Origin of the sequence: Embleya sp. NPDC005575, assembly GCF_040605455.1 — a bacterium.
Taxonomy (GTDB): domain Bacteria; phylum Actinomycetota; class Actinomycetes; order Streptomycetales; family Streptomycetaceae; genus Embleya.
On the sequence record NZ_JBEXCV010000021.1, the window covers coordinates 19,820 to 43,918 of the forward strand.

The window sequence follows — 24,099 nt, forward strand, 5'->3', positions numbered from 1 at the left end:
GATCGGTGCGACGATGCCGGCAACGCCGTCCCACTCCGGGAGAACCCCATGAGCACCCCTGGCGGGTCCGAGTACGGTCCCTACCAAGAGCAGCCCCACGGCGACGCGCAGAGCCCCTACGGCGAGCCGTACCCGCCCTACGGCTACGGCTACGGACCGGGGGAGCCGCCCACCCCGTACGGCTACGGCCAGGCGCCGCAGTACGGGCAGCAGCCGCCGTACGGATACGGCTACCACCAGTACCCCGGCTACGGTGGCTACCTGCCCCAGCCGGGCACCAACGGCCTGGCCATCGCGTCGATGATCCTGGGGATCGTCTGGCTGTACTGGCTGGGCAGCCTGCTCGCGGTGATCTTCGGGCACATAGCGTTGGCCCAGACCGCCCGCACGGGTCAGCAGGGCCGGGGCATGGCGATCGCCGGCGTGGTGCTGGGCTGGGTCGGCATGGCCTTGCTGGCGCTGACCATCGTGGTGGTCGTGCTGGACTCGAACCACCACGGCTATTCGGAGCGGCTGAACCTGTTCGGCACGCTGCGCGGGGTGTGGTGAGTCACGTTCGTCCCGCGGGGCGGGAGCAGGGCGCGCGCTCGTTCGCCTCCGGCCGCGATGCCGGGTACGGTGGGGCTCGGAGGGTGATGTACCGCCCTGAACGATTCGGTGCTCCACGAAGGTGAGAGCGCCGAATTCGATGTCGCGGTGGGGGTCTTTCTTTTCGCTTTGACCTCTGCTGCTGTGGTAGGTAGTCTCTCTCCTTGTGCCTGGGGTGTCCCCGGGCTCTTGTGCCTGCGCTCACCGCAATCCCCACGGGATGCGTGCGTGAGAGGGCGCGAGAGACCGACCCACAGCCTCCTAAGCAAGCACACTCCCAAGACCGGGCGACACGCCCGACCGCGGGGGTCGGACTTGCGGTTGGCTCCGGCGTCGACCGGGATGCAGGCCGATTCAGACATTGCAGTCGCTTCAAAAAGACCGCTCGGCACGAAGAAGACGGAGACGCGGTGCCCACGATCCAGCAGCTGGTCCGAAAGGGCCGCCAGGACAAGGTCGACAAGGCCAAGACTCCGGCGCTCAAGGGGAGCCCGCAGCGTCGCGGCGTGTGCACCCGTGTTTACACGACGACGCCGAAGAAGCCGAACTCTGCGCTTCGCAAGGTCGCACGTGTGCGCCTCACGAGTGGCATCGAAGTGACGGCCTATATCCCCGGTGAGGGTCACAACCTCCAGGAGCACTCGATTGTGCTCGTTCGCGGTGGTCGTGTGAAGGACCTCCCGGGTGTCCGCTACAAGATCATTCGTGGTTCGCTCGACACCCAGGGTGTCAAGAACCGCAAGCAGGCGCGCAGCCGCTACGGCGCGAAGAAGGAGAAGAGCTAATGCCGCGTAAGGGTCCTGCCCCCAAGCGACCGGTCATCATCGACCCGGTTTACAACTCGCCGCTGGTCACCTCGCTGGTGAACAAGGTCCTTTCGCACGGCAAGCGCTCCGTCGCAGAGAAGATCGTCTACGGCGCTCTCGAGGGCTGCCGCGAGAAGACCGGTACCGACCCGGTCATCACGCTCAAGCGCGCGCTCGAGAACGTGAAGCCGACCCTTGAGGTCCGCAGCCGCCGTGTCGGTGGCGCGACCTACCAGGTGCCGGTCGAGGTCCGTCCGGGCCGCTCCACGACCCTCGCTCTCCGCTGGCTCGTCGGCTACTCCCGCGCCCGTCGCGAGAAGACGATGACCGAGCGTCTGATGAACGAGCTCCTGGACGCGAGCAACGGTCTGGGTGCCGCGGTCAAGCGCCGCGAGGACACCCACAAGATGGCCGAGTCCAACAAGGCCTTCGCGCACTACCGCTGGTAGTTCCACCCGCAACGACGAGAAGCCGAGAGAAGACAAGCCACGATGGCTACCACTGCTCTTGATCTGGCCAAGGTCCGAAACATCGGCATCATGGCCCACATCGACGCGGGCAAGACCACCACCACCGAGCGGATCCTGTTCTACACCGGGGTCAACTACAAGATCGGTGAGGTTCATGAGGGCGCTGCCACCATGGACTGGATGGAACAGGAGCAGGAGCGCGGCATCACCATCACGTCTGCCGCGACGACCTGTCACTGGACGCTCGACGACGTCGATCACACGATCAACATCATCGACACCCCGGGCCACGTCGACTTCACCGTAGAGGTGGAGCGTTCGCTGCGCGTGCTCGACGGCGCCGTCACCGTCTTCGACGGTGTCGCCGGCGTGGAGCCGCAGTCCGAGACCGTTTGGCGTCAGGCCGACCGGTACGGCGTGCCGCGCATCTGCTTCGTGAACAAGCTCGACCGCACCGGCGCCGAGTTCCACCGCTGTGTCGACATGATCGACGAGCGGCTGGGCGCGGTTCCGCTGGTCATGCAGCTGCCGATCGGCACCGAGATGGACTTCCAGGGCGTTGTCGACCTGGTCGCCATGAAGGCGCTGGTCTGGTCGGCCGAGGCGGCCAAGGGCGAGATGTACGACGTCGTCGACATCCCGGCCACGCACACCGAGGCCGCCGCCGAGTACCGCGGCAAGCTGCTCGAGACGATCGCCGAGTACGACGAAGAGATGATGGAGCTGTACCTGGAGGGCGAAGAGCCCACCACGGAGCAGCTGATGGCCGCGATCCGTCGCGCCACCATCGCCTCGACCAAGGGTGACAACAAGGGCCAGCCGACGTTCACTCCGGTGTTCTGCGGTACCGCGTTCAAGAACAAGGGTGTTCAGCCCCTGCTCGACGCGGTCGTCCGTTACCTGCCGTCGCCGCTCGACATCGAGGGCATCCAGGGTCACGCGGTCAGCAAGGAGGAAGAGGTCATCGTTCGCCAGCCGAGCGATGACGAGCCCTTCGCGGGCCTCGCCTTCAAGATCATGCGTGACCCGCACCTGGGCAAGCTGACCTTCGTCCGGGTCTACTCGGGCGTCCTGGAAGCCGGCAGCTCCGTGCTGAACTCGGTGAAGGGCCGCAAGGAGCGGATCGGCAAGATCTACCGGATGCACGCGAACAAGCGTGAGGAGATCCCGTCGGTCGGCGCGGGCGACATCATCGCGGTGATGGGTCTCAAGGACACCACCACCGGTGAGACGCTCTGCGACCCGGCGAACCCGGTGATCCTGGAGTCGATGACGTTCCCGGCCCCGGTCATCGAGGTCGCGATCGAGCCGAAGTCCAAGGGCGACCAGGAGAAGCTGGGTGTCGCCATCCAGTCCCTCGCCGCCGAGGACCCCTCGTTCCAGGTGCACTCCGACGAGGAGACCGGCCAGACGATCATCGGCGGCATGGGCGAGCTGCACCTCGAGGTGCTGGTCGACCGGATGCGACGCGAGTTCCGCGTCGAAGCCAATGTCGGCAAGCCGCAGGTGGCCTACCGCGAGACGATCCGCAAGGTCGTCGAGCGCGTGGACTACACGCACAAGAAGCAGACCGGTGGTACCGGTCAGTTCGCCAAGGTGCAGATCGCGCTCGAGCCGCTCGAGGGTGACGCGTACGAGTTCGTCAACAAGGTCACCGGTGGCCGTATCCCCAGGGAGTACATCCCCTCGGTGGACGCGGGTGCGCAGGAGGCCATGCAGTACGGCGTTCTCGCCGGCTACCCGATGGTCGGCGTGCGTCTGACGCTGATCGACGGTGGCTACCATGAGGTCGACTCGTCCGAACTCGCGTTCAAGATCGCCGGTTCGCAGGCGTTCAAGGAAGCGGCTCGGCAGGCCAGTCCGGCTCTTCTCGAGCCGATGATGGCCGTCGAGGTCACCACGCCCGAGGACTACATGGGCGACGTGATCGGCGACCTCAACTCGCGTCGCGGCCAGATCCAGGCCATGGACGAGCGCTTTGGTGCGCGCGTCGTCAAGGCTTTGGTCCCGCTGTCGGAGATGTTCGGCTATGTCGGCGACCTCCGCAGCAAGACCTCGGGTCGCGCGAGCTACTCCATGCAGTTCGACTCCTACGCCGAGGTTCCGAGGAACGTCGCCGAGGAGATCATCGCCAAGTCGCGCGGCGAGTAATCACCGCAGGCGCGGCACCAGCGATACCAGGGGGACCCGGAGTCCGTACGCGGACTCCGGGGCCTCCGCCCCGGCTCACCCCCGATACCCGACGTCGTACGGCGTAAAGAACCAGTCCACAGGAGGACCCCAGTGGCGAAGGCTAAGTTCGAGCGGACTAAGCCGCACGTCAACATCGGCACCATTGGTCACATCGACCACGGTAAGACGACGCTGACCGCGGCGATTACCAAGGTGCTGCACGACGCGTACCCGGACCTGAACCCCTTCACGCCGTTCGACCAGATCGACAAGGCGCCGGAGGAGCGGCAGCGCGGTATCACGATCTCGATCGCGCACGTCGAGTACCAGACGGAGAACCGTCACTACGCGCACGTCGACTGCCCCGGGCACGCCGACTACATCAAGAACATGATCACCGGTGCCGCGCAGATGGACGGCGCGATCCTCGTGGTCGCCGCCACCGACGGCCCGATGCCGCAGACCAAGGAGCACGTGCTCCTGGCCCGCCAGGTCGGCGTTCCGTACATCGTGGTCGCGCTGAACAAGGCCGACATGGTGGACGACGAGGAGATCCTGGAGCTCGTCGAGCTCGAGGTGCGTGAGCTCCTCTCCGAGTACGAGTTCCCGGGCGACGACCTTCCGGTCGTGCGTGTCTCGGCGCTCAAGGCGCTCGAGGGCGACAAGGAGTGGGGCGAGAAGCTCCTCGGCCTCATGGCCGCCGTCGACGAGGCGATCCCGACCCCGCCGCGTGACACCGACAAGCCGTTCCTCATGCCCGTCGAGGACGTCTTCACGATCACCGGTCGTGGCACGGTCGTCACCGGCCGCATCGAGCGTGGCATCGTCAAGGTCAACGAGACTGTCGACATCGTCGGCATCAAGGAGACCAAGACCACCACCACGGTCACCGGCATCGAGATGTTCCGCAAGCTGCTCGACGAGGGTCAGGCGGGCGAGAACGTCGGTCTGCTCCTTCGTGGCATCAAGCGCGAGGACGTCGAGCGCGGCCAGGTCATCATCAAGCCGGGTTCGGTCACGCCGCACACCGACTTCGAGGCTCAGGTCTACATCCTGTCGAAGGACGAGGGTGGCCGTCACACCCCCTTCTTCAACAACTACCGGCCGCAGTTCTACTTCCGTACGACGGATGTGACCGGCGTGGTGACCCTCCCCGAGGGCACCGAGATGGTCATGCCGGGTGACAACACCGGCATGGACGTCGCGCTGATCCAGCCGATCGCCATGGAAGAGGGCCTGCGTTTCGCCATCCGCGAGGGTGGCCGCACCGTGGGCGCCGGCCAGGTCGTCAAGATCAAGAAGTGATGAAATCCCGCCCGCCGGTCCACCTGGGTCGGCGGGCGGGGCTTTGTCCGGATCGATTCCACCCCCAAGGTGGGACCGGATATCCATCGCTCGGGCGCTCTCTCAAACCTGGGGGAGCCGCTCGATTGGCCAAGGCCGCCATTCGTGGGGCATACTAGCCAAGTTGCTCGGATAGACAACGGGCTGCGCCGTGCCTGTCGCACAGACAGGATCGGGCGCCTGCCCCGTTGACTCCGAACAATCGGTGGACTTCTGTCCTGCCACCCATGCAGCCGGCGTCGTCGCTTAGCGACCTCGTGTCGTCCTTTCGCTTGCCGCAGCGAAGGTGACGCCGAGAGTACGTTGCCCAGGCCCCCAGGCCGCCCGTAAGGGTTTCCAAGGGGTGCTTGTGAGCAACAGAGCGACACGCCCGACCGCGGGGGTCGGCGGGGAAGGGAAACCCCAAGGGGTTTTCAGCCCAAGTCTTCTCCCCGTGTCAGCGGGGGTGATCCGCAGCGGTACGAGAGAAGGAATTCGAAGCAGCCATGGCGGGACAGAAGATCCGCATCAGGCTCAAGGCCTACGACCACGAGGTCATCGACAGTTCGGCGAAGAAGATCGTCGAGACGGTGACGCGTACTGGTGCGCAGGTTGCGGGACCGGTGCCGCTGCCGACCGAGAAGAACGTGTACTGCGTCATCCGCTCGCCGCACAAGTACAAGGACTCGCGCGAGCACTTCGAGATGCGCACTCACAAGCGGCTCATCGACATCCTCGACCCCACGCCGAAGACGGTCGACTCGCTTATGCGTCTCGACCTGCCGGCCGGCGTCGACATCGAGATCAAGCTCTGAGGACGCACCGACGATGACGAAGCAGATGAAGGGCATTCTGGGCAAGAAGCTCGGCATGACCCAGGTCTGGGACGAGAACAACCGCGTCGTTCCAGTGACTGTGGTCGAGGCCGGGCCCTGCGTCGTGACCCAGGTCCGCAACGCCGAGGTCGATGGCTACTCCGCCGTCCAGATCGCGTTCGGCGCGATCGACCCGCGCAAGGTGAACAAGCCGCTCGCCGGCCACTTCGCCAAGGCCGGTGTGACTCCGCGTCGCCACCTGGTCGAGCTCCGCACCTCCGACGCCGGCGAATACACGCTGGCGCAGGAGATCACCGCCGAGGTGTTCGAGGCCGGCCAGAAGGTCGACGTCATGGGCACCTCGAAGGGCAAGGGCACGGCCGGTGTCATGAAGCGACATGGCTTCAAGGGTCTCGGCAGCTCGCACGGTACGCAGCGCAAGCACCGTTCGCCCGGCTCGATCGGTGGCTGCGCCACCCCGGGTCGTGTGTTCAAGGGCGTGCGCATGGCAGGCCGCATGGGTAACGAGCGCGTCTCCACCCAGAACCTGACCGTGCACGCCGTCGACACCGAGAAGGGCCTGCTCCTGATCAAGGGTGCGGTCCCCGGTCCGAACGGCGGCCTGGTTCTGGTGCGCACTGCTGCGAAGGGTGTGTGAATTTCATGACCAGCATTGACGTTCTTTCGCCCGCCGGCGAGAAGTCCGGGACGATCGACCTCCCCGCGGAGCTGTTCGACGTCCAGGTGAGCATCCCGACGATCCACCAGGTCGTCGTGGCCCAGCTCGCCGCGGCTCGTCAGGGCACGCACAAGACCAAGACTCGTGGCGAGGTTCGTGGTGGTGGGCGCAAGCCGTACCGCCAGAAGGGCACCGGCCGCGCCCGTCAGGGCTCGACCCGCGCGCCGCAGTTCGCCGGTGGTGGCGTTGTGCACGGTCCCGTGCCGCGCGACTACGAGCAGCGGACCCCGAAGAAGATGAAGGCGTCCGCCCTGCGCGGTGCCCTCTCCGACCGGGCGCGTCACGAGCGCATCCACTGCGTTTCCGCGCTGATCGAGGGCGACAAGCCGTCGGTCAAGGCGGCGAAGACGCTGCTCGGCAAGATCAGTGAGCGCAAGAACGTGCTCCTGGTCGTCGAGAAGTCCGACACCACTGCCTGGCTGAGCGCCCGCAACCTTCCGCAGGTGCACTTGCTCGAGGTCGGGCAGCTGAACACCTACGACGTGCTCGTCTCCGACGACGTGGTCTTCACGAAGGCCGCTCTGGAGCGCTTCATCGCCGGACCGGCCCAGGCCGCCTCGGCGGTCGCGAGCTCCGACGAGCTCGAAGGGAGCCACGCGTGAGCACCGACACCGTCGAGAGCACGACGAAGGTCACCAGCAAGACCTACACCGACCCGCGCGACGTGCTGCTGAAGCCGGTGATCTCGGAGAAGAGCTACGGGCTCATCGACGAGAACAAGTACACGTTCATCGTGCACCCCGACGCCAACAAGACCCAGATCAAGCAGGCCGTCATCGCGGTCTTCGGAGTCAAGGTCGAGAGCGTCAACACGATCAACCGCGTCGGTAAGCGCAAGCGCACCAAGACCGGTTTCGGTAAGCGCAAGGACACGAAGCGCGCGATCGTCACCCTTGCAGAGGGCGAGCGGATCGACATCTTCGGTGGACCCGTCGGCTGACGGCCGCTGATACGGACGAGGACTAAGAGAAGCCATGGGCATCCGCAAGTACAAGCCGACGACGCCGGGCCGTCGTGGCGCCAGCGTCGCCGACTTCGTCGAGATCACGCGGTCCGAGCCGGAGAAGTCGCTGGTCCGCCCTCTGCACAGCAAGGGTGGTCGTAACAACCACGGCCGTGTGACTGCTCGCCACCAGGGTGGCGGCCACAAGCGCGCGTACCGACTGATCGACTTCCGGCGCAACGACAAGGACGGCGTTCCGGCGAAGGTCGCTCACATCGAGTACGACCCGAACCGCACCGCGCGCATCGCTCTTCTGCACTACGCGGACGGCGAGAAGCGCTACATCCTGTGCCCGAACAAGCTGAAGCAGGGCGACCGGATCGAAAACGGTCCGGGCGCCGACATCAAGCCGGGCAACAACATGCCGCTCCGGAACATCCCGGTCGGTACGGTCATCCACGCCATCGAGCTTCGGCCCGGTGGCGGCGCGAAGATCGCCCGTTCCGCGGGTGTCAGCGTGCAGCTGCTGGCGAAGGAGGGCGCTCACGCGACCCTCCGCATGCCCTCGGGCGAAATTCGCCTGGTGGACGTGCGCTGCCGGGCGACGATCGGCGAGATCGGCAATGCCGAGCAGTCGAACATCAACTGGGGCAAGGCCGGTCGCATGCGCTGGAAGGGCAAGCGCCCGACCGTCCGCGGTGTGGCGATGAACCCCATCGACCACCCGCACGGTGGTGGTGAGGGTAAGACCTCTGGTGGTCGCCACCCGGTGAGCCCCTGGGGTAAGCCCGAGGGTCGTACTCGCCGGCCGAAGAAGGCCAGCGACAAGCTCATCATCCGCCGCCGCAAGACGAACAAGAAGCGCTAGGAGCAGTCTCGATGCCGCGCAGTCTCAAGAAGGGACCCTTCGTCGACGGCCACCTCATCAAGAAGGTGGACGTACAGAACGACAAGGGAACCAAGAACGTCATCAAGACCTGGTCCCGCCGCTCGATGATCGTCCCGGCGATGCTGGGCCACACGATCGCGGTGCACGACGGCCGTAAGCACGTCCCGGTGTTCGTGACCGAGTCGATGGTCGGCCACAAGCTCGGCGAGTTCGCGCCGACTCGGACCTTCCGCGGTCACGAGAAGGACGACCGGAAGTCGCGTCGTCGCTGACGCGGCGAATCGCATGGATATCGAGATGAGCAAGGGGACGTCGATGGAAGCCAGGGCTCAGGCGCGGTACATCCGCGTCACGCCCATGAAGGCCCGCCGTGTGGTGGACCTCATCCGTGGCATGAACGCCGCGGAGGCCCAGGCGGTCCTGCGATTCGCTCCGCAGGCCGCGAGTGAGCCGGTCGGCAAGGTGCTGGACAGCGCCATTGCCAACGCCGGTCACAACCACAACTTGGACACGAACATCCTGTACGTGTCCGCCGCCTACGTGGACGAGGGTCCGACCCTCAAGCGTTTCCGTCCGCGGGCACAGGGCCGGGCGTACCGCATCCGCAAGCGCACCAGCCACATCACCGTGGTTGTCGCCGAGAAGGAGAGGACCCGCTAGTGGGCCAGAAGGTTAACCCGCACGGGTTCCGTCTCGGCATCACCACGGACTTCAAGTCCCGGTGGTACGCCGACAAGCTGTACAAGGACTACGTCGGCGAGGACGTCAAGATTCGTCAGATGATGACGAAGGGCATGGAGCGCGCCGGGATCTCGAAGGTAGAGATCGAGCGCACCCGTGAGCGCGTCCGCGTCGACATCCACACCGCCCGGCCGGGCATCGTCATCGGCCGTCGTGGTGCGGAGGCCGACCGCATCCGCGGTGAGCTGGAGAAGCTCACCGGCAAGCAGGTTCAGCTGAACATCCTTGAGGTCAAGAACCCCGAGGTCGACGCTCAGCTTGTGGCGCAGGGTGTGGCCGAGCAGCTCTCGAGCCGCGTGTCCTTCCGCCGCGCGATGCGCAAGGCGATGCAGAGCTCCATGAAGGCCGGGGCCAAGGGCATCAAGATCCAGTGCGGTGGTCGTCTGGGTGGGGCCGAAATGTCCCGCTCGGAGTTCTACCGTGAGGGTCGCGTGCCGCTGCACACGCTGCGCGCCAACGTCGACTACGGCTTCTTCGAGGCCCGTACGACGTTCGGTCGCATCGGTGTGAAGGTGTGGATCTACAAGGGCGACGTCAAGAACATCGCCGAGGTCCGCGCCGAGAACGCCGCGGCTCGTGCCAGCAACCGTCCCGCCCGCGGCGGCGCTCCCGAGCGTCCCCGTCGTGGTGGCGAGGGTGGCGGCGGCGGTCGTGGCGGCGAGCGCGGTGGCCGTGGTGGCCGCGGCGGACGTCCGCAGCAGAACGACGCGCAGGCCACCGGTTCCTCGGACACCGGCTCCGCGCCGGCGGCCGAGGCTGTGAACTCGGCGCCCGAATCCGGATCGGAGGCCTGACCCCGATGCTGATCCCCCGCAGGGTCAAGCACCGCAAGCAGCACCACCCCAAGCGTGGTGGCCGCGCCAAGGGCGGTACGGAACTGGCGTTCGGCGAGTACGGCATCCAGGCCCTGGGCCAGGCGTACGTGACCAACCGTCAGATCGAGTCCGCTCGTATTGCCATCACCCGGCACATTCGCCGTGGTGGCAAGGTGTGGATCAACATCTACCCCGACCGTCCGCTGACCAAGAAGCCTGCCGAGACCCGCATGGGTTCCGGTAAGGGCTCGCCCGAGTGGTGGGTCGCGAACGTCAAGCCCGGTCGGGTGATGTTCGAACTGTCGTACCCGAACGAGAAGGTGGCTCGTGAGGCGCTTACCCGCGCCGTGCACAAGCTGCCGATGAAGTGCCGGATCGTCCGGCGCGAGGCTGGTGAGGCGTGATGGCGGCCGTTACCAAGGCGTCCGAGCTCCGCGAACTCGGTGACGAGGAAATCGTCGCCAAGCTCCGCGAAGCCAAGGAGGAGCTGTTCAACCTCCGTTTCCAGGCGGCGACCGGGCAGCTCGAAAACCACGGGCGGCTCAAGGCTGTCCGTAAGGACATCGCCCGGATCTACACGCTGATGCGCGAGCGCGAGCTGGGCATCGACGTGCAGGAGACCGGAGGCGCGGCGTGAGCGAGAAGACTGAGATGACTGAAGCAACCCGGGGTTTCCGCAAGACCCGTGAGGGCCTCGTCGTCAGCGACAAGATGGACAAGACCGTCGTCGTCGCCGTCGAGGACCGCGTGAAGCACCCGATGTACGGCAAGGTCATCCGCCGCACGAACAAGCTGAAGGCTCACGACGAGCAGAACGCCTGTGGCGTCGGTGACCGTGTCGTCCTCATGGAGACTCGGCCGCTGTCCGCCAGCAAGCGTTGGCGCATCGTCGAGATCCTCGAAAAGGCCAAGTAGCGAGCGCCGGTCGCCCCACCAACCGTGGGTCGTGACCGCGACGTGACGATCAGGAGTTAGACGTGATCCAGCAGGAGTCGCGACTGCGAGTCGCCGACAACACGGGTGCGAAGGAGATTCTCTGCATCCGTGTGCTCGGTGGCTCCGGCCGGCGCTACGCGGGCATCGGGGACGTCATCGTTGCCACCGTCAAGGACGCGATCCCCGGTGGCAACGTGAAGAAGGGTGACGTCATCAAGGCGGTCATCGTGCGGACCGTGAAGGAGCGCCGGCGTGTCGACGGCTCCTACATCCGCTTCGACGAGAACGCCGCCGTTGTCCTGAAGAACGATGGCGAACCCCGAGGCACCCGTATTTTCGGCCCGGTCGGCCGTGAGCTTCGTGAGAAGAAGTTCATGAAGATCATCTCGCTCGCGCCGGAGGTGCTCTAACCAATGGCGAAGGCGATGAAGATCAAGAAGGGTGACCTGGTACAGGTCATCACGGGCAAGGACAAGGGCAAGCAGGGCAAGGTCATCGCGGCCTTCCCGCCGAAGGAGCGCGTCCTGGTCGAGGGCGTCAACCGGATCAAGAAGCACACCAAGGTCGGTCAGTCCGCCAAGGGTGCCAAGACCGGTGGCATCATCACCCAGGAAGCCTCCATCCACGTCAGCAACGTGATGCTGGTGGTGGAGAAGGACGGTAAGAAGGTCCCGACGCGGACCGGCTTCCGGTTCGATGACGAGGGCAACAAGATCCGGTACGCCAAGCGGACCGGTGAGGACATCTGATGACGGTCACCACTGAGGCGCGCGAACTGCCGCGTCTGAAGCAGCGTTACCGCGAGGAGATCCTCGGCAAGCTGCGTGAAGAGTTCTCGTTCGAGAACGTCATGCAGGTTCCGGGTGTCACCAAGATCGTGGTCAACATGGGTGTGGGCGACGCCGCCCGCGACTCGAAGCTGATCGACGGCGCGATCAAGGACCTGATGGCCATCACCGGCCAGAAGCCCCAGGTCACGAAGGCCCGCAAGTCCATCGCGCAGTTCAAGCTGCGTGAAGGTCAGCCGATCGGCGCGCACGTTACACTGCGCGGCGACCGGATGTGGGAGTTCCTCGACCGTCTGCTGTCGATCGCTCTGCCGCGTATCCGCGACTTCCGCGGCCTCTCGCCGAAGCAGTTCGACGGCCGCGGCAACTACACCTTCGGTCTCACGGAGCAGTCGATGTTCCACGAGATCGACCAGGACAAGATCGACCGCGTTCGCGGCATGGACATCACTGTGGTGACCAGCGCCAAGAACGACGACGAGGGCCGCGCTCTGCTGCGTCTCCTCGGCTTCCCGTTCAAGGAAGCGTGAGCAGTCGGCTCGCCGACTGAGGAACGCAACAAGGAGACTGAGACGTGGCGAAGAAGGCCCTGATCGCAAAGGCCGCCCGCAAGCCGAAGTTCGAGGTTCGTGGCTACACGCGCTGCCAGCGCTGTGGCCGCCCTCACTCGGTGTACCGCAAGTTCGGCCTGTGCCGCGTGTGCCTGCGCATGATGGCGCACGCCGGTGAGCTGCCGGGCGTCACCAAGAGCAGCTGGTAGTTCGCGGCGGCCGTTTCGGCGGCCGGCGCGACCCGGCACATCGCCCGTCCCGCGGGGACGAGCGAGAACAGTAACGACGTCGTAGGTCCCGCACCGCAGTCGTCGCCTCGCCGCTCTCCCTGGGGAGGGTGGCGGGGCGAGGGATCGCACGCCGGGAAACCACGGCGAGAAAGGCCTTGAGGCCGTCATGACCATGACCGACCCCATCGCAGACATGCTGACCCGTCTGCGGAACGCCAACTCGGCATATCACGACGACGTCGTGATGCCGTTCAGCAAGATCAAGTCGCACATCGCGGAGATCCTCCAGCAGGAGGGTTACATCCAGGGCTGGCGCGTCGAGGACGCGGAGGTGGGCAAGAAGCTCACCGTCGTCCTCAAGTACGGCCCGAACCGCGAGCGCTCGATCGCCGGCGTCCGCCGTGTGTCGAAGCCCGGTCTGCGGGTGTACGCAAAGTCCACGAACCTGCCGAAGGTGCTCGGTGGCCTCGGCGTCGCGATTATCTCGACGTCGACCGGTCTCCTCACCGACAAGCAGGCAGCCAAGAAGGGCGTGGGCGGGGAAGTCCTCGCCTTCGTCTGGTAAGGGAAGGGAAGGAGAGCAATGTCGCGCATCGGACGTCTCCCCATCCCGGTTCCCACCGGTGTGGACGTCACCATCAATGGCCGCGAGGTTGTCGTGAAGGGCCCCAAGGGTTCCCTGTCGCACACCATCGCCGCCCCGATCGAGATCGCAAAGTCGGATGACGGCACCCTCGCGGTGACCCGTCCCGACGACGAGCGTCGCTCGAAGGCCCTGCACGGGCTGTCCCGGACGCTGGTGGCGAACATGATCACTGGTGTGACCCAGGGATACATCAAGAAGCTCGAGATCAGCGGTGTCGGTTACCGAGTCCAGGCGAAGGGCTCCTCGCTGGAGTTCGCGCTCGGATTCAGCCACCCCGTCGTCGTCGAGGCCCCGGAGGGCATCACCTTCGTGGTCGAGGCCCCGACCCGTTTCTCGGTCGAAGGCATCGACAAGCAGAAGGTCGGTGAAATCGCCGCGAACATCCGCAAGCTGCGGAAGCCCGACCCGTACAAGGCCAAGGGCGTCAAGTACGCCGGCGAGGTCATCCGCCGCAAGGTCGGAAAGGCTGGTAAGTAGGCATGGCTGTCGGCGTGAAGACCGGCAAGGGCGTTGCGAAGAAGTCTGTCGCACGCAAGCGCCGGCACATTCGGGTGCGGAAGAAGGTTTCCGGCACCCCGCTGCGGCCCCGTCTCGTCGTGAGCCGCTCCACCCGTCACATGGTGGCGCAGGTTATCGACGACATCGCCGGCCACACTCTCGCTTCGGCCTCCACGATGGACCCGTCCATCCGTGGTGGTGAGGGCGACAAGACCGCTCAGGCTCGCAAGGTCGGCGAATTGGTCGCCGAGCGCGCGAAGGCTGCCGGTGTAGAGGCTGTCGTGTTCGACCGCGGTGGTAACAAGTACCACGGTCGTATCGCCGCCCTCGCGGATGCCGCACGCGGAAACGGGCTCACCTTCTGAGCCCGCTGCTCCGGACAAGCTTCGAACGACAGATGAGGACATTCTGATGGCTGGACCCCAGCGCCGCGGTGGCGGCGCCGGCGGCGGCGAGCGGCGGGACCGGCGGGATCGACGTGATGGTGGCGCAGCCGCCGAGAAGACCGCTTACGTCGAGCGCGTCGTCGCGATCAATCGCGTCGCCAAGGTCGTGAAGGGTGGTCGTCGCTTCAGCTTCACCGCGCTGGTCGTGGTTGGCGATGGCGATGGCACCGTAGGTGTCGGTTACGGCAAGGCCAAGGAGGTGCCGGCCGCGATCGCCAAGGGTGTTGAAGAGGCCAAGAAGCACTTCTTCAAGGTCCCCCGTATCCAGGGCACCATTCCGCACCCGATCCAGGGTGAGAAGGCTGCCGGCGTCGTGCTCCTGAAGCCGGCATCGCCGGGTACCGGTGTTATTGCCGGTGGCCCCGTGCGCGCCGTGCTCGAGTGCGCCGGCATCCACGACGTGCTGAGCAAGTCGCTCGGTTCGTCGAACCCGATCAACATCGTGCACGCGACCGTCGCGGCGCTCCAGGGGCTCGTTCGCCCCGAGGAGATCGCGGCCCGTCGTGGCCTGCCTCTGGAGGACGTGGCCCCGGCCGCGCTTCTGCGGGCCCGCGCGGGGGTTGGTGCGTAATGGCACGTCTCAAGGTGACGCAGACCCGATCCAAGATCGGTGGCAGGCAGAACCAGCGGGACACTCTCCGTTCGCTCGGTCTCAAGCGCGTCCACGACGTGGTCGTCAAGGAAGACCGCCCGGAGATCCGCGGCATGATCGCGACGGTGTCGCACCTCGTCACCGTCGAGGAGGTCGACTGACATGGGTGCTGACAACCCGCTGAAGGTGCACCACCTGCGGCCCGCCCCGGGCGCCAAGACCGCCAAGACCCGCGTGGGTCGTGGCGAGGGCTCCAAGGGCAAGACCGCCGGTCGTGGCACCAAGGGCACCAAGGCTCGTTACCAGGTGCCGGCCCGCTTCGAGGGTGGGCAGATGCCGCTGCACATGCGGCTGCCCAAGCTCAAGGGCTTCAAGAACCCGTTCCGGGTCGAGTTCCAGGTCGTGAACCTGGACAAGATCGAGTCCCTGTACCCGAACGGTGGCGAGGTCACCGTCGAGGGTCTGATCGAGAAGGGCGCGGTTCGCAAGAACCTGCCCGTCAAGATCCTGGGCACCGGCGAGATCTCGGTTGCCGTCCAGGTGAAGGTGCACGCCTTCTCCGGTTCGGCGAAGACGAAGATCGCCGCCGCGGGCGGTTCGGCCGACGAACTGTCGGTCTGACCCGTAGGCGTGGACAAGGTTTGACCGTCATGGCCCGTTCGGATCGGTACCGAACGGGCCTTGACGTCGTTGGAGGCTATAGCGCAGGGGCGTCACGCCGGTAAGGTGGTGACGCCCCTGTGGTTTGCTGTGTCGTGGGGGCAGGTTGGTTGCTCCACTCCCACACATGACTTGCTCTGTTTTTACCGTGTGTTGCGTCATGTCGCAGGAACGTCGGACCGGGGCGATACTTCCGGGCCGTCGGCGCTGTTATTGTCCGTGAGGTTCCCTGTGTGGGACCTGACCAGTGGTCCTATCCGGACCGACGACTCGATCGACTCGCCCCTAAGACGGGCGGGGCGCAGGAGGCAGTGTGCTCACCGCGTTCGCCAGGGCGTTCCGCACGCCCGACCTGCGCAAGAAGCTGCTGTTCACGTTGGCGATCATCGTCCTCTTCCGGATCGGGTCGCATATCCCGGTACCGGGCGTCTCGTTCGAGATGGTGCGCTCTTGCGTGGAGGACTCCAACCGGAACAGCCTGTTCGGCCTCGTGAACATGTTCAGCGGCGGCGCGCTGCTGCAACTCACGATCTTCGCGCTGGGGATCATGCCGTACATCACGGCGAGCATCATCCTGCAGCTGCTGACCGTGGTGATCCCGCGGCTGGAAGCCCTCAAGAAGGAGGGCCAGTCCGGCACCGCGAAGATCACCCAGTACACCCGGTACCTGACCATCGCGCTGTCGATCCTGCAGTCGACCGCACTGATCGCCACCGCCCGCAGCGGCGCGCTGTTCTCCAGCGCCCGCAGCGCGACCTGCGACCCGCAGGGCATCGTCCCGGACGACTCGCTCTTCCGGGTGATCGTCATGGTCGCCGTGATGACCGCCGGCACCTCGACGATCATGTGGCTCGGTGAGCTGATCACCGACCGCGGCATCGGCAACGGCATGTCGATCCTGATGTTCGTCTCGGTCGCCGCCGGCTTCCCGGCCGCGCTGTGGACCATCAAGGAGCAGGGCACCATCGGCGGCGGCTGGGTGCCGTTCTTCACCGTCATCGCCATCGGCCTCGTGATGGTCGGCCTGGTGGTCTTCGTGGAACAGGCGCAGCGCCGGATCCCGGTGCAGTACGCCAAGCGCATGATCGGGCGTCGCGCCTACGGCGGGACCTCGACCTACATCCCGCTCAAGGTGAACCAGGCGGGCATCATCCCCGTCATCTTCGCCTCGTCGCTGCTGTACATCCCGGCCCTCATCGCTCAGTTCAGCGGTGGGAAATCGGACTGGGCGGTGTGGATCGAACGCCACTTCGTCAAGGGCGACCATCCGCTGTACATGATCACGTACTTCCTGCTGATCGTCTTCTTCGCGTTCTTCTACGTGGCCATCACGTTCAACCCCGAAGAAGTAGCCGACAACATGAAGAAGTATGGTGGCTTCATTCCGGGGATCCGCGCCGGCAGACCGACCGCGGAATACCTGAACTACATCCTCACCAGGATCACGTGGCCCGGATCGTTGTACCTGGGCATGATCGCGCTGGTACCCAGCATCGCGCTCGTGCTCTTCAACGCCAACCAGAACTTCCCGTTCGGCGGCACGAGCATCCTGATCATCGTGGGAGTGGGTCTGGAAACCGTGAAGCAGATCGAGAGTCAGCTCCAGCAGCGCAACTACGAAGGCTTCCTCCGCTAAATGCGTATCGTTCTCGTGGGGCCTCCCGGCGCGGGTAAGGGAACCCAGGCCCAGTACATCGCCGCCAACCTGTCGATTCCCGCCGTCTCGACCGGTGACATCTTCCGCGCCAACGTGAGTCAGGGCACCCCGCTCGGCCGCGAGGCGAAGACCTACATGGACGCGGGCAACCTCGTACCCGACGAGGTGACCATAGGCATGGTCCGGGAGCGCCTCGCGCAGCCGGACGTCGCCGCCGGTTTCCTCCTCGACGGGTTCCCGCGCAACACCGCTCAGGCCAAGGTGCTCGACGAGATCCTCGCCGAGAACGACACCGAGCTCGACGTGGTGCTCGAGCTCAAGGTCGACGACTCGGAGATCATCCAGCGCATCTCCGGCCGCCGGCAGTGCCGGGCCAATGGGCACGTCTGCCACATCCTGACCGACCCGCCGAAGGTGCCGGGCGTCTGTGACGAGTGCGGCAGCGAGTTGTACCAGCGCGACGACGACCGCGAGGAGACCGTCCGGCACCGCCTGGACGTGTACAAGGAGCAGACCGAACCCCTGGTCGGCTATTACTCCGAGCGCAACCTCCTGCTGCCCATCCAGGCGACGGGTCCGGTCAAGGAGGTCACCGTGCGCGCGATGACCGCGCTTCGGGAGTTCGGCGCCTGATCGGGCGTCGGCCGCGACAGACATCACACATGGGCGATCCGGGGAAACCCCGGATCGCCCATCGTGCTTTTCAGCCGAGACCATTCGGCGGGGACAAGGCTTCGGCCGAGCCGAGGTTTCGGCGAAACACAGACGAGGACGGCCATGCCGGTGTTCAGGAAGCGGCACATGCGAATCGAACGCAAGACGCCCGAGCAGATCGAGAAGATGCGTCGTGCCGGGGCCGTCGTGGCGAACACGCTGGAGTTGCTGCGCGAGGCGGCGAAGCCCGGGGTGACCACGGGCGACCTTGACTCGATCGCCGAGCGGTCGATCCGCGCGGCGGGCGCGATTCCCTCCTTCAAGGGTTATCACGGCTTCCCGGCGTCGATCTGCGCGTCGGTCAACGACGTGGTGGTGCACGGGATTCCGGACGAGACGCCGCTGCGGGACGGGGACATCATCTCGATCGACTGTGGGGCGATCCTGGACGGCTGGCACGGCGACTCGGCGATCACCGTGCCGATCGGCACGGTGCGGCCCGAGGTACTCGAACTGAGCCGGGTGTGCGAGCAGTCGATGTGGGCGGGCATCGAGGCCGCGGTGGCCGGCGGTCGGCTGACCGACATCAGTCACGCGGTGGAGAAGTCGATCCGGGCCAACCGGCTGCCGGGCGGTGCCAGGTACGGCATCGTCGAGGACTACGGAGGCCATGGCATCGGCACCGAGATGCACCAGGACCCGCACGTGCTCAACTACGGGCCCGGCGGCCGGGGCCCGCGCCTGGAGGTCGGCGTGTGCCTGGCGATCGAGCCGATGGTCACCCTCGGCAAGCCGGACACCTACACGCTGGCCGACGAGTGGACGGTCAAGACCACGGCGGGCGGCCACGCGGCGCACTGGGAGCACTCGATCGCGATCACCGAGAACGGGCCCGTGGTACTGACCCGTCCCTGATGCCAGACCCCCGCCCGATGGTGGGGCTGGCCCCATGTACGACGCCTCGGCGCCTGCCTACTGTCGAAGGCATGGTGAGGCATCCGACCATGCGGGCATCCGACGTCGACCGTGAAGCGGCGGTGACGCTTCTGCGCGACCACCATGCGGTCGGACGGTTGACGCTCGCAGAGTTCAACGAACGTATGGGGGCCGCCTTCGGGGCGGTCACGCTGGGGGAGTTGGCCCGGCTGATCTCCGATCTGCCGCCGCCCGAACACCTGGAGGCGGACGTCGAGGTGATCCGCGCGCGGATGGCCTACGAGGCGGCGCGCACCCGGGCCGCCCTGGTGCGGCCGGTCGCGCCGGAAGCGTCGGTGTTTCCGGTGCTTCCCGAGTCCACGACGTGGCCGACGCCCAGACCGGCGCCGCCGCCGGTCCGGGACCGGGTGCGCCGGGACGTGGGCCTGGCGCCCCGGGAGCCGCAGGAGCGGGACGGGTGGGCCGCCGGAGCGCGGGCCCTGCGGGCGGCGTGGACCACGCTGAACGCGATCACCGCGTTGAACGTGGTGATCTGGCTGCTCGTCGCGGTGGCCGGCTCCGGCGTCGTGTACTTCTGGCCGGTGTGGGTCTACGGTCCGGCCGCGGCGGTGCTGGGCTCGATCCAGATGTGCTTCTGGCGGCACGGGCGCCCCGCGCCCTGATGACCGGGCGCCGTGACAGGGCCTACGCTCGTGGTATGGATCGTGATCCGAACGCTCCCGCCACCCCCGCGGACCGCGAACGTGTGACCGCCGAGCTGCGCGAGCACCTCGCGTCGGGCCGACTGGCGCTGTCCGAATACCGGGCGCGCCTGGACGCGGTCCGGCGAGCGGGTACGGTGGGGGAGCTCGACACGGTCACGGCGCAGTTGCCGGGCCGCGAGGATCGGGACGACGCGGCGGGTGCGACGCCGCCGCGGGAGTATCGGCCATACGTCGACGCGCCTCCACGAGCCGGTGCCTACGGCCCGGCGGAGGGGCGGCGTCAGCGGGTTTCCAACGCGACGTTGAACAAGGTTTGGTTGGTCGTGATGTCACTCGGCGTGCTGGCATGGGCGCTGGTCTACTTTCTGAGGTAGACCTGCGGGCCCCGGCGGGAACGGAACCTGTGGTTCCGGGCCCGGTTTCGCTTTCATCGGTCGAGTGCCTTAGACTGACTCGTCGGCTCACATGTAGCCAGGTTTGGCGCGCCCGTCATCTGGGCGCCAAAAATTTGAGCTTCGTCATGTGCGCCGAGTAACGGTAGCTGACCCCGAGATACGAAGCGCGGAGGACATGCCCAAGAAGCAAGGGGCCATCGAAATCGAGGGCACCGTCATCGAGTCGCTCCCCAACGCCATGTTTCGCGTGGAGCTTCAGAACGGGCACAAGGTCCTCGCGCACATCAGCGGGAAGATGCGGATGCACTACATCCGAATCCTTCCGGACGACCGGGTCGTCGTCGAGCTGAGCCCGTACGACCTGACCCGCGGCCGGATCGTCTACCGCTACAAGTAGGCGAGCCCCAGCCCTGCCCACGCCGTGCGTGGTGTGTGGGGCTTGGACGCAAACCGATAACCGACTCGGCGACGGCGGCGTGCCCGCACGCCTTCGTCACACGTACCGGAGAAATCATGAAGGTCAAGCCGAGCGTCAAGAAGATCTGCGACAAGTGCAAGGTGATCCGCCGTCACGGCCGGGTCATGGTGATCTGCGAGAACCTGCGCCACAAGCAGCGCCAGGGCTGAGCAACACCCCCTTCGCACAACGAGCGATCGACGCGCGACGCACCCCGTAAGAGCCGCAGCACCCGACCCCCGCTTCGTGCGGGACGCCACCCTCGGCCGGAGGCCGAGGACCGAGGACATCTCCAGAAGGTGTGCCGGACCGGTGCTGGGCCAGACCTCCGACTAAACCAGGAGCCACACATATGGCACGCCTCGTCGGCGTCGACCTCCCCCGTGAGAAGCGGGTCGAGGTCGCTCTGACCTACATCTTCGGCGTCGGGCGCACTCGTGCGCTGGACACGCTGAAGAACACCGGTGTCAACCCTGACACCCGCGTCCGCGATCTCGCCGAGGACGACCTGATCAAGCTTCGCGACTGGATCGAGTCGAACTACCGCGTCGAGGGTGACCTCCGCCGCGAAGTTCAGGCCGACATCCGCCGCAAGGTCGAGATCGGTTGCTACGAAGGTCTGCGTCACCGTCGCGGTCTTCCCGTCCGCGGTCAGCGCACCCACACCAACGCGCGTACCCGCAAGGGTCCGCGTCGCGCGATCGCCGGCAAGAAGAAGCCGGGCAAGAAGTAGTCCGCGTACGACGGATCACGCGGTCCTCAATTCGTAGCGGACCGACGACCTCAGGAGTTTCCAGCAGATGCCTCCCAAGAGCCGCGCGGGCGCCAAGAAGGTGCGCCGCAAGGAAAAGAAGAACGTCGCTCACGGGCACGCCCACATCAAGAGCACGTTCAACAACACCATCGTTTCGATCACGGACCCCAGCGGCAACGTGATCTCGTGGGCCTCCGCGGGCCACGTCGGCTTCAAGGGTTCGCGCAAGTCGACCCCCTTCGCCGCGCAGATGGCCGCCGAGTCCGCCGCGCGTCGTGCCCAGGAGCACGGCATGCGCAAGGTCGACGTTTTCGTCAAGGGCCCGGGTTCCGGTCGTGAGACCGCCATTCGTTCGCTGCAGGCCACCGGCCTGGAGGTGGGCTCCATTCAGGACGTCACCCCCGTGCCGCACAACGGCTGCCGCCCCCCCAAGCGCCGCCGCGTCTGACCAGCAGCTGACTAGGAGTTAAAGAACAATGGCGCGTTACACCGGCGCGGACTGCAAGCGCTGCCGTCGCGAGAAGATGAAGCTGTTCCTCAAGGGCAGCAAGTGCGAGGGCCCGAAGTGCCCGATCGAGATTCGGCCTTACCCGCCGGGTGAGCACGGTCGTGGCCGTACCAAGGACAGCGAGTACCTGCTGCAGATGCGCGAGAAGCAGAAGTGCGCGCGCATCTACGGTGTGCTCGAGAAGCAGTTCAAGGGCTACTACGAGGAAGCGAACCGTCGCCAGGGCAAGACCGGCGAGAACCTGCTTCGCATTCTCGAGTCGCGCCTGGACAACGTGGTCTACCGCGCGGGCTTCGCCAAGTCGCGTGACCACGCCCGTCAGCTGGTTCGTCACGGTCACATCGTGGTCAACGGCGTCAAGACGGACATCCCGTCGTTCCGGGTCTCCGACAACGACATCATCGAGGTCCGCAAGGACTCGGTCGAGCTGACCCCGTTCGTGGTCGCCCGTGCCGAGGCCGGCGAGCGCACCGTCCCGGCCTGGCTTGAGGTCATCCCGGGCAAGATGCGCATCCTCGTGCACTCCCTCCCCGCGCGTCAGGTCATCGACACGCAGGTGCAGGAGCAGCTCATCGTCGAGCTCTACTCCAAGTAAGAGCTCCACGGGATCGGGCGGACCGGGCAGGGGTTTCCATAAACCCCTGCGCCGGTCCGCCCGTATCCTTGTTTCCACTGGCGTCATATAGCGGGCGTCATTACCAGGAGGCATCCCATGCTTATCGCTCAGCGGCCGACCCTGACCGAGGACGTCGTCGACGAATACCGTTCGCGGTTCGTCATCGAGCCCCTCGAGCCCGGCTTCGGCTACACGCTCGGCAACTCGCTTCGTCGCACGCTCCTCTCCTCGATCCCGGGCGCGGCTGTCACCAGCATCCGGATCGACGGCGTCCTGCACGAGTTCACCACCGTGCCGGGTGTCAAGGAGGACGTCACCGACCTCATCCTCAACATCAAGCAGCTGGTCGTCTCCTCGGAGCACGACGAGCCGGTCGTGATGTACCTGCGCAAGCAGGGCCCGGGTGTGGTCACCGCCGGCGACATCGCGCCGCCGGCCGGTGTCGAGGTGCACAACCCCGACCTGGTCCTGGCGACGCTGAACGCCAAGGGCAAGCTGGAGATGGAGCTGACCGTCGAGCGCGGTCGCGGCTACGTCTCCGCGGTGCAGAACAAGCAGGCGGGCCAGGAGATCGGCCGCGTGCCGGTCGACTCGATCTACTCGCCGGTGCTCAAGGTCACGTACAAGGTCGAGGCCACCCGTGTCGAGCAGCGCACGGACTTCGACAAGCTGATCGTCGACGTCGAGACCAAGCAGTCCATGCGTCCGCGTGACGCGATGGCCTCCGCCGGCAAGACGCTGGTCGAGCTGTTCGGTCTCGCGCGCGAGCTGAACATCGACGCCGAGGGCATCGACATGGGCCCGTCGCCGACCGACGCCGCGCTCGCGGCCGATCTGGCCCTGCCGATCGAGGAGCTCGAGCTCACGGTCCGCTCGTACAACTGCCTCAAGCGCGAGGGCATCCACACCGTGGGTGAACTGGTCGCGCGCAGCGAGGCCGACCTGCTGGACATTCGCAACTTCGGTGCGAAGTCCATCGACGAGGTCAAGGCGAAGCTCAACGGGATGGGCCTGGCCCTCAAGGACAGCCCGCCCGGGTTCGACCCGACCGCCGCCGCGGACAGCTTCGGCGACGAGGACGACCACGGCTTCGCGGAGACCGAGCAGTACTGATTGCCGCGTTGAACAACGCCTTCGGGTGTTGTCACCACCCGGGCCGACCGGCCCGGGTGGACTGACGCCGGTACCTGACACGGCCGGCGCAGGAATATCTAGGAGAGAACATGCCCAGGCCCACCAAGGGTCCGCGCCTCGGCGGCGGCCCGTCCCACGAGCGGCTGATCCTGGCCGGTCTCGCGACGGCGCTGTTCGAGCACGGTCGGATCACCACGACCGAGGCCAAGGCGCGTCGGCTGCGTCCCGTCGCCGAGCGACTGATCACCAAGGCGAAGAAGGGCGACCTGCACAACCGTCGCCAGGTGCTCACGATCGTTCGCGACAAGAGCGTCGTGCACTCGCTGTTCGAGGAGATCGCTCCCCGGTACGAGAACCGCCCGGGCGGTTACACGCGCATCACCAAGATCGGCAACCGCAAGGGCGACAACGCGCCCATGGCGGTCATCGAGCTGGTCGAGGCGCTGACCGTGGCGCAGACCGCGGTCGGCGAGGCCGAGGCCGCCACGAAGCGTTCGGTCAAGGAGCAGGAGACCGCCAAGGTCGAGACGGCGAAGGCCGTCGAGACCGAGGAGGCGCCCGCCGCCGAGGCCGAGCAGGCCGAGGAGAGCAAGGACGCCGACAAGGCCTGACGGTCTCGTCGCATGCTCCACGCGT

Annotated in this window: 38 protein-coding genes; all 38 read left to right on the forward strand. The window is 66.2% G+C overall.

Annotated elements, in window-relative coordinates:
* The first annotated feature begins 48 nt into the window (after positions 1-48).
* Positions 49-549, forward strand: a complete 501-nt coding sequence (locus tag ABZS54_RS10010) for a DUF4190 domain-containing protein (RefSeq protein ID WP_355532981.1) — start codon at positions 49-51, stop codon at positions 547-549.
* A 449-nt stretch (positions 550-998) separates the two neighbouring features.
* On the forward strand, positions 999-1,373 hold the full coding sequence (rpsL, locus tag ABZS54_RS10015) for a 30S ribosomal protein S12 (protein WP_020549242.1): 375 nt from the start codon (positions 999-1,001) through the stop codon (positions 1,371-1,373).
* On the forward strand, positions 1,373-1,843 hold the full coding sequence (gene rpsG / locus ABZS54_RS10020) for a 30S ribosomal protein S7 (RefSeq protein ID WP_161360661.1): 471 nt from the start codon (positions 1,373-1,375) through the stop codon (positions 1,841-1,843). Before rpsL ends, rpsG begins: the two co-directional genes overlap by 1 nt.
* Positions 1,844-1,885: 42 nt before the next feature.
* The gene (gene fusA, locus ABZS54_RS10025; protein WP_355532984.1) at positions 1,886-4,015 is read left to right on the forward strand and encodes an elongation factor G; all 2,130 of its coding nucleotides are present in this window, start codon (positions 1,886-1,888) and stop codon (positions 4,013-4,015) included.
* 132 nt (positions 4,016-4,147) lie between these two features.
* Complete coding sequence (gene tuf, locus ABZS54_RS10030) at positions 4,148-5,341, forward strand: elongation factor Tu (RefSeq protein WP_355532986.1); 1,194 nt, start codon at positions 4,148-4,150, stop codon at positions 5,339-5,341.
* A gap of 524 nt (positions 5,342-5,865) precedes the next feature.
* A complete protein-coding gene (rpsJ, locus tag ABZS54_RS10035) occupies positions 5,866-6,174 on the forward strand; it encodes a 30S ribosomal protein S10 (RefSeq protein ID WP_020549238.1) in 309 nt (102 codons plus the stop codon).
* A gap of 13 nt (positions 6,175-6,187) precedes the next feature.
* A complete protein-coding gene (gene rplC / locus ABZS54_RS10040; RefSeq protein WP_355532988.1) occupies positions 6,188-6,832 on the forward strand; it encodes a 50S ribosomal protein L3 in 645 nt (214 codons plus the stop codon).
* Positions 6,833-6,837: 5 nt separating this feature from the next.
* A complete protein-coding gene (rplD, locus tag ABZS54_RS10045; protein WP_020549236.1) occupies positions 6,838-7,515 on the forward strand; it encodes a 50S ribosomal protein L4 in 678 nt (225 codons plus the stop codon).
* On the forward strand, positions 7,512-7,853 hold the full coding sequence (rplW, locus tag ABZS54_RS10050) for a 50S ribosomal protein L23 (protein WP_020549235.1): 342 nt from the start codon (positions 7,512-7,514) through the stop codon (positions 7,851-7,853). The genes rplD and rplW overlap by 4 nt, the downstream gene beginning before the upstream one ends.
* 34 nt (positions 7,854-7,887) lie before the next feature.
* A complete protein-coding gene (gene rplB, locus ABZS54_RS10055) occupies positions 7,888-8,724 on the forward strand; it encodes a 50S ribosomal protein L2 (protein ID WP_355532991.1) in 837 nt (278 codons plus the stop codon).
* 11 nt (positions 8,725-8,735) lie between these two features.
* Positions 8,736-9,017, forward strand: a complete 282-nt coding sequence (gene rpsS / locus ABZS54_RS10060) for a 30S ribosomal protein S19 (RefSeq protein WP_020549233.1) — start codon at positions 8,736-8,738, stop codon at positions 9,015-9,017.
* A gap of 43 nt (positions 9,018-9,060) precedes the next feature.
* Positions 9,061-9,405 carry a 50S ribosomal protein L22 gene (gene rplV, locus ABZS54_RS10065; RefSeq protein ID WP_026217944.1) on the forward strand — a complete coding sequence of 115 codons (345 nt, stop codon included), beginning with the start codon at positions 9,061-9,063 and terminating at the stop codon, positions 9,403-9,405.
* The gene (rpsC, locus tag ABZS54_RS10070; RefSeq protein ID WP_355532993.1) at positions 9,405-10,280 is read left to right on the forward strand and encodes a 30S ribosomal protein S3; all 876 of its coding nucleotides are present in this window, start codon (positions 9,405-9,407) and stop codon (positions 10,278-10,280) included. Before rplV ends, rpsC begins: the two co-directional genes overlap by 1 nt.
* A 5-nt stretch (positions 10,281-10,285) precedes the next feature.
* Positions 10,286-10,705 (forward strand): 50S ribosomal protein L16, encoded by a 420-nt coding sequence (gene rplP / locus ABZS54_RS10075; protein WP_020549230.1) that lies wholly within the window; start codon positions 10,286-10,288, stop codon positions 10,703-10,705.
* The gene (rpmC, locus tag ABZS54_RS10080) at positions 10,705-10,938 is read left to right on the forward strand and encodes a 50S ribosomal protein L29 (protein WP_020549229.1); all 234 of its coding nucleotides are present in this window, start codon (positions 10,705-10,707) and stop codon (positions 10,936-10,938) included. The genes rplP and rpmC overlap by 1 nt, the downstream gene beginning before the upstream one ends.
* Entirely contained in the window at positions 10,935-11,216 is a 282-nt protein-coding gene (gene rpsQ, locus ABZS54_RS10085) for a 30S ribosomal protein S17 (RefSeq protein WP_355532996.1), read from the forward strand. The genes rpmC and rpsQ overlap by 4 nt, the downstream gene beginning before the upstream one ends.
* Positions 11,217-11,278: 62 nt before the next feature.
* Positions 11,279-11,647: a 50S ribosomal protein L14 gene (gene rplN / locus ABZS54_RS10090; protein WP_020549227.1), complete on the forward strand. Its 369-nt coding sequence runs from the start codon at positions 11,279-11,281 to the stop codon at positions 11,645-11,647.
* Positions 11,648-11,662: 15 nt separating this feature from the next.
* Positions 11,663-11,986, forward strand: coding sequence for a 50S ribosomal protein L24 (gene rplX, locus ABZS54_RS10095; RefSeq protein WP_355533077.1), 324 nt, complete (start codon positions 11,663-11,665; stop codon positions 11,984-11,986).
* Positions 11,986-12,555, forward strand: a complete 570-nt coding sequence (gene rplE / locus ABZS54_RS10100; RefSeq protein WP_020549225.1) for a 50S ribosomal protein L5 — start codon at positions 11,986-11,988, stop codon at positions 12,553-12,555. Before rplX ends, rplE begins: the two co-directional genes overlap by 1 nt.
* 44 nt (positions 12,556-12,599) lie before the next feature.
* Positions 12,600-12,785 (forward strand): type Z 30S ribosomal protein S14, encoded by a 186-nt coding sequence (locus ABZS54_RS10105; RefSeq protein ID WP_161360669.1) that lies wholly within the window; start codon positions 12,600-12,602, stop codon positions 12,783-12,785.
* Positions 12,786-12,972: 187 nt separating this feature from the next.
* The gene (rpsH, locus tag ABZS54_RS10110; protein WP_020549223.1) at positions 12,973-13,371 is read left to right on the forward strand and encodes a 30S ribosomal protein S8; all 399 of its coding nucleotides are present in this window, start codon (positions 12,973-12,975) and stop codon (positions 13,369-13,371) included.
* 18 nt (positions 13,372-13,389) lie between these two features.
* The gene (gene rplF / locus ABZS54_RS10115) at positions 13,390-13,929 is read left to right on the forward strand and encodes a 50S ribosomal protein L6 (protein ID WP_020549222.1); all 540 of its coding nucleotides are present in this window, start codon (positions 13,390-13,392) and stop codon (positions 13,927-13,929) included.
* Between the two features lie 2 nt (positions 13,930-13,931).
* A complete protein-coding gene (gene rplR / locus ABZS54_RS10120) occupies positions 13,932-14,315 on the forward strand; it encodes a 50S ribosomal protein L18 (RefSeq protein WP_020549221.1) in 384 nt (127 codons plus the stop codon).
* A 46-nt stretch (positions 14,316-14,361) separates the two neighbouring features.
* On the forward strand, positions 14,362-14,967 hold the full coding sequence (gene rpsE, locus ABZS54_RS10125; RefSeq protein WP_020549220.1) for a 30S ribosomal protein S5: 606 nt from the start codon (positions 14,362-14,364) through the stop codon (positions 14,965-14,967).
* Positions 14,967-15,149, forward strand: coding sequence for a 50S ribosomal protein L30 (rpmD, locus tag ABZS54_RS10130; RefSeq protein WP_020549219.1), 183 nt, complete (start codon positions 14,967-14,969; stop codon positions 15,147-15,149). The genes rpsE and rpmD overlap by 1 nt, the downstream gene beginning before the upstream one ends.
* A gap of 1 nt (position 15,150) precedes the next feature.
* Complete coding sequence (gene rplO, locus ABZS54_RS10135) at positions 15,151-15,609, forward strand: 50S ribosomal protein L15 (protein ID WP_355533000.1); 459 nt, start codon at positions 15,151-15,153, stop codon at positions 15,607-15,609.
* Positions 15,610-15,961: 352 nt separating this feature from the next.
* Entirely contained in the window at positions 15,962-17,284 is a 1,323-nt protein-coding gene (gene secY, locus ABZS54_RS10140; protein ID WP_020549217.1) for a preprotein translocase subunit SecY, read from the forward strand.
* The gene (locus tag ABZS54_RS10145) at positions 17,285-17,938 is read left to right on the forward strand and encodes an adenylate kinase (protein WP_355533002.1); all 654 of its coding nucleotides are present in this window, start codon (positions 17,285-17,287) and stop codon (positions 17,936-17,938) included.
* Between the two features lie 168 nt (positions 17,939-18,106).
* Positions 18,107-18,874 carry a type I methionyl aminopeptidase gene (gene map, locus ABZS54_RS10150; RefSeq protein ID WP_355533004.1) on the forward strand — a complete coding sequence of 256 codons (768 nt, stop codon included), beginning with the start codon at positions 18,107-18,109 and terminating at the stop codon, positions 18,872-18,874.
* A gap of 71 nt (positions 18,875-18,945) precedes the next feature.
* A complete protein-coding gene (locus tag ABZS54_RS10155; protein ID WP_355533006.1) occupies positions 18,946-19,557 on the forward strand; it encodes a DUF1707 domain-containing protein in 612 nt (203 codons plus the stop codon).
* A 35-nt stretch (positions 19,558-19,592) separates the two neighbouring features.
* On the forward strand, positions 19,593-19,973 hold the full coding sequence (locus ABZS54_RS10160) for a DUF1707 domain-containing protein (protein ID WP_355533008.1): 381 nt from the start codon (positions 19,593-19,595) through the stop codon (positions 19,971-19,973).
* Positions 19,974-20,169: 196 nt separating this feature from the next.
* The gene (gene infA, locus ABZS54_RS10165) at positions 20,170-20,391 is read left to right on the forward strand and encodes a translation initiation factor IF-1 (RefSeq protein WP_018382544.1); all 222 of its coding nucleotides are present in this window, start codon (positions 20,170-20,172) and stop codon (positions 20,389-20,391) included.
* Positions 20,392-20,507: 116 nt separating this feature from the next.
* Entirely contained in the window at positions 20,508-20,621 is a 114-nt protein-coding gene (gene rpmJ / locus ABZS54_RS10170; RefSeq protein ID WP_009740505.1) for a 50S ribosomal protein L36, read from the forward strand.
* Positions 20,622-20,803: 182 nt separating this feature from the next.
* Positions 20,804-21,184, forward strand: coding sequence for a 30S ribosomal protein S13 (rpsM, locus tag ABZS54_RS10175; protein WP_020549212.1), 381 nt, complete (start codon positions 20,804-20,806; stop codon positions 21,182-21,184).
* A 67-nt stretch (positions 21,185-21,251) separates the two neighbouring features.
* Complete coding sequence (gene rpsK, locus ABZS54_RS10180) at positions 21,252-21,653, forward strand: 30S ribosomal protein S11 (protein ID WP_020549211.1); 402 nt, start codon at positions 21,252-21,254, stop codon at positions 21,651-21,653.
* Positions 21,654-21,681: 28 nt separating this feature from the next.
* Complete coding sequence (gene rpsD / locus ABZS54_RS10185) at positions 21,682-22,308, forward strand: 30S ribosomal protein S4 (RefSeq protein WP_020549210.1); 627 nt, start codon at positions 21,682-21,684, stop codon at positions 22,306-22,308.
* Between the two features lie 117 nt (positions 22,309-22,425).
* Entirely contained in the window at positions 22,426-23,442 is a 1,017-nt protein-coding gene (locus ABZS54_RS10190; RefSeq protein WP_020549209.1) for a DNA-directed RNA polymerase subunit alpha, read from the forward strand.
* 110 nt (positions 23,443-23,552) lie between these two features.
* Positions 23,553-24,074, forward strand: coding sequence for a 50S ribosomal protein L17 (rplQ, locus tag ABZS54_RS10195; RefSeq protein ID WP_355533012.1), 522 nt, complete (start codon positions 23,553-23,555; stop codon positions 24,072-24,074).
* Positions 24,075-24,099: the final 25 nt, after the last annotated feature.

Coding starts and splice junctions, on each gene's coding strand:
- rpmC (WP_020549229.1), top strand. CDS start 10,705: ATGGCGGCCGTTACCAAGGCGTCCGAGCTCCGCGAACTCGGTGACGAG.
- rpsJ (WP_020549238.1), top strand. CDS start 5,866: ATGGCGGGACAGAAGATCCGCATCAGGCTCAAGGCCTACGACCACGAG.
- ABZS54_RS10160 (WP_355533008.1), top strand. CDS start 19,593: ATGGATCGTGATCCGAACGCTCCCGCCACCCCCGCGGACCGCGAACGT.
- rpmD (WP_020549219.1), top strand. CDS start 14,967: ATGGCACGTCTCAAGGTGACGCAGACCCGATCCAAGATCGGTGGCAGG.
- rplQ (WP_355533012.1), top strand. CDS start 23,553: ATGCCCAGGCCCACCAAGGGTCCGCGCCTCGGCGGCGGCCCGTCCCAC.
- rplD (WP_020549236.1), top strand. CDS start 6,838: ATGACCAGCATTGACGTTCTTTCGCCCGCCGGCGAGAAGTCCGGGACG.
- rpsK (WP_020549211.1), top strand. CDS start 21,252: ATGCCTCCCAAGAGCCGCGCGGGCGCCAAGAAGGTGCGCCGCAAGGAA.
- rpsE (WP_020549220.1), top strand. CDS start 14,362: ATGGCTGGACCCCAGCGCCGCGGTGGCGGCGCCGGCGGCGGCGAGCGG.
- rplV (WP_026217944.1), top strand. CDS start 9,061: ATGGAAGCCAGGGCTCAGGCGCGGTACATCCGCGTCACGCCCATGAAG.
- rplB (WP_355532991.1), top strand. CDS start 7,888: ATGGGCATCCGCAAGTACAAGCCGACGACGCCGGGCCGTCGTGGCGCC.
- ABZS54_RS10190 (WP_020549209.1), top strand. CDS start 22,426: ATGCTTATCGCTCAGCGGCCGACCCTGACCGAGGACGTCGTCGACGAA.
- rpsS (WP_020549233.1), top strand. CDS start 8,736: ATGCCGCGCAGTCTCAAGAAGGGACCCTTCGTCGACGGCCACCTCATC.
- ABZS54_RS10145 (WP_355533002.1), top strand. CDS start 17,285: ATGCGTATCGTTCTCGTGGGGCCTCCCGGCGCGGGTAAGGGAACCCAG.
- rplE (WP_020549225.1), top strand. CDS start 11,986: ATGACGGTCACCACTGAGGCGCGCGAACTGCCGCGTCTGAAGCAGCGT.
- rplR (WP_020549221.1), top strand. CDS start 13,932: ATGGCTGTCGGCGTGAAGACCGGCAAGGGCGTTGCGAAGAAGTCTGTC.
- rpsH (WP_020549223.1), top strand. CDS start 12,973: ATGACCATGACCGACCCCATCGCAGACATGCTGACCCGTCTGCGGAAC.
- rplP (WP_020549230.1), top strand. CDS start 10,286: ATGCTGATCCCCCGCAGGGTCAAGCACCGCAAGCAGCACCACCCCAAG.
- rpsG (WP_161360661.1), top strand. CDS start 1,373: ATGCCGCGTAAGGGTCCTGCCCCCAAGCGACCGGTCATCATCGACCCG.
- rplC (WP_355532988.1), top strand. CDS start 6,188: ATGACGAAGCAGATGAAGGGCATTCTGGGCAAGAAGCTCGGCATGACC.
- rpmJ (WP_009740505.1), top strand. CDS start 20,508: ATGAAGGTCAAGCCGAGCGTCAAGAAGATCTGCGACAAGTGCAAGGTG.
- rplX (WP_355533077.1), top strand. CDS start 11,663: ATGAAGATCAAGAAGGGTGACCTGGTACAGGTCATCACGGGCAAGGAC.
- ABZS54_RS10155 (WP_355533006.1), top strand. CDS start 18,946: ATGGTGAGGCATCCGACCATGCGGGCATCCGACGTCGACCGTGAAGCG.
- fusA (WP_355532984.1), top strand. CDS start 1,886: ATGGCTACCACTGCTCTTGATCTGGCCAAGGTCCGAAACATCGGCATC.
- rpsM (WP_020549212.1), top strand. CDS start 20,804: ATGGCACGCCTCGTCGGCGTCGACCTCCCCCGTGAGAAGCGGGTCGAG.
- rplO (WP_355533000.1), top strand. CDS start 15,151: ATGGGTGCTGACAACCCGCTGAAGGTGCACCACCTGCGGCCCGCCCCG.
- infA (WP_018382544.1), top strand. CDS start 20,170: ATGCCCAAGAAGCAAGGGGCCATCGAAATCGAGGGCACCGTCATCGAG.
- map (WP_355533004.1), top strand. CDS start 18,107: ATGCGAATCGAACGCAAGACGCCCGAGCAGATCGAGAAGATGCGTCGT.
- ABZS54_RS10010 (WP_355532981.1), top strand. CDS start 49: ATGAGCACCCCTGGCGGGTCCGAGTACGGTCCCTACCAAGAGCAGCCC.
- rplF (WP_020549222.1), top strand. CDS start 13,390: ATGTCGCGCATCGGACGTCTCCCCATCCCGGTTCCCACCGGTGTGGAC.
- rpsD (WP_020549210.1), top strand. CDS start 21,682: ATGGCGCGTTACACCGGCGCGGACTGCAAGCGCTGCCGTCGCGAGAAG.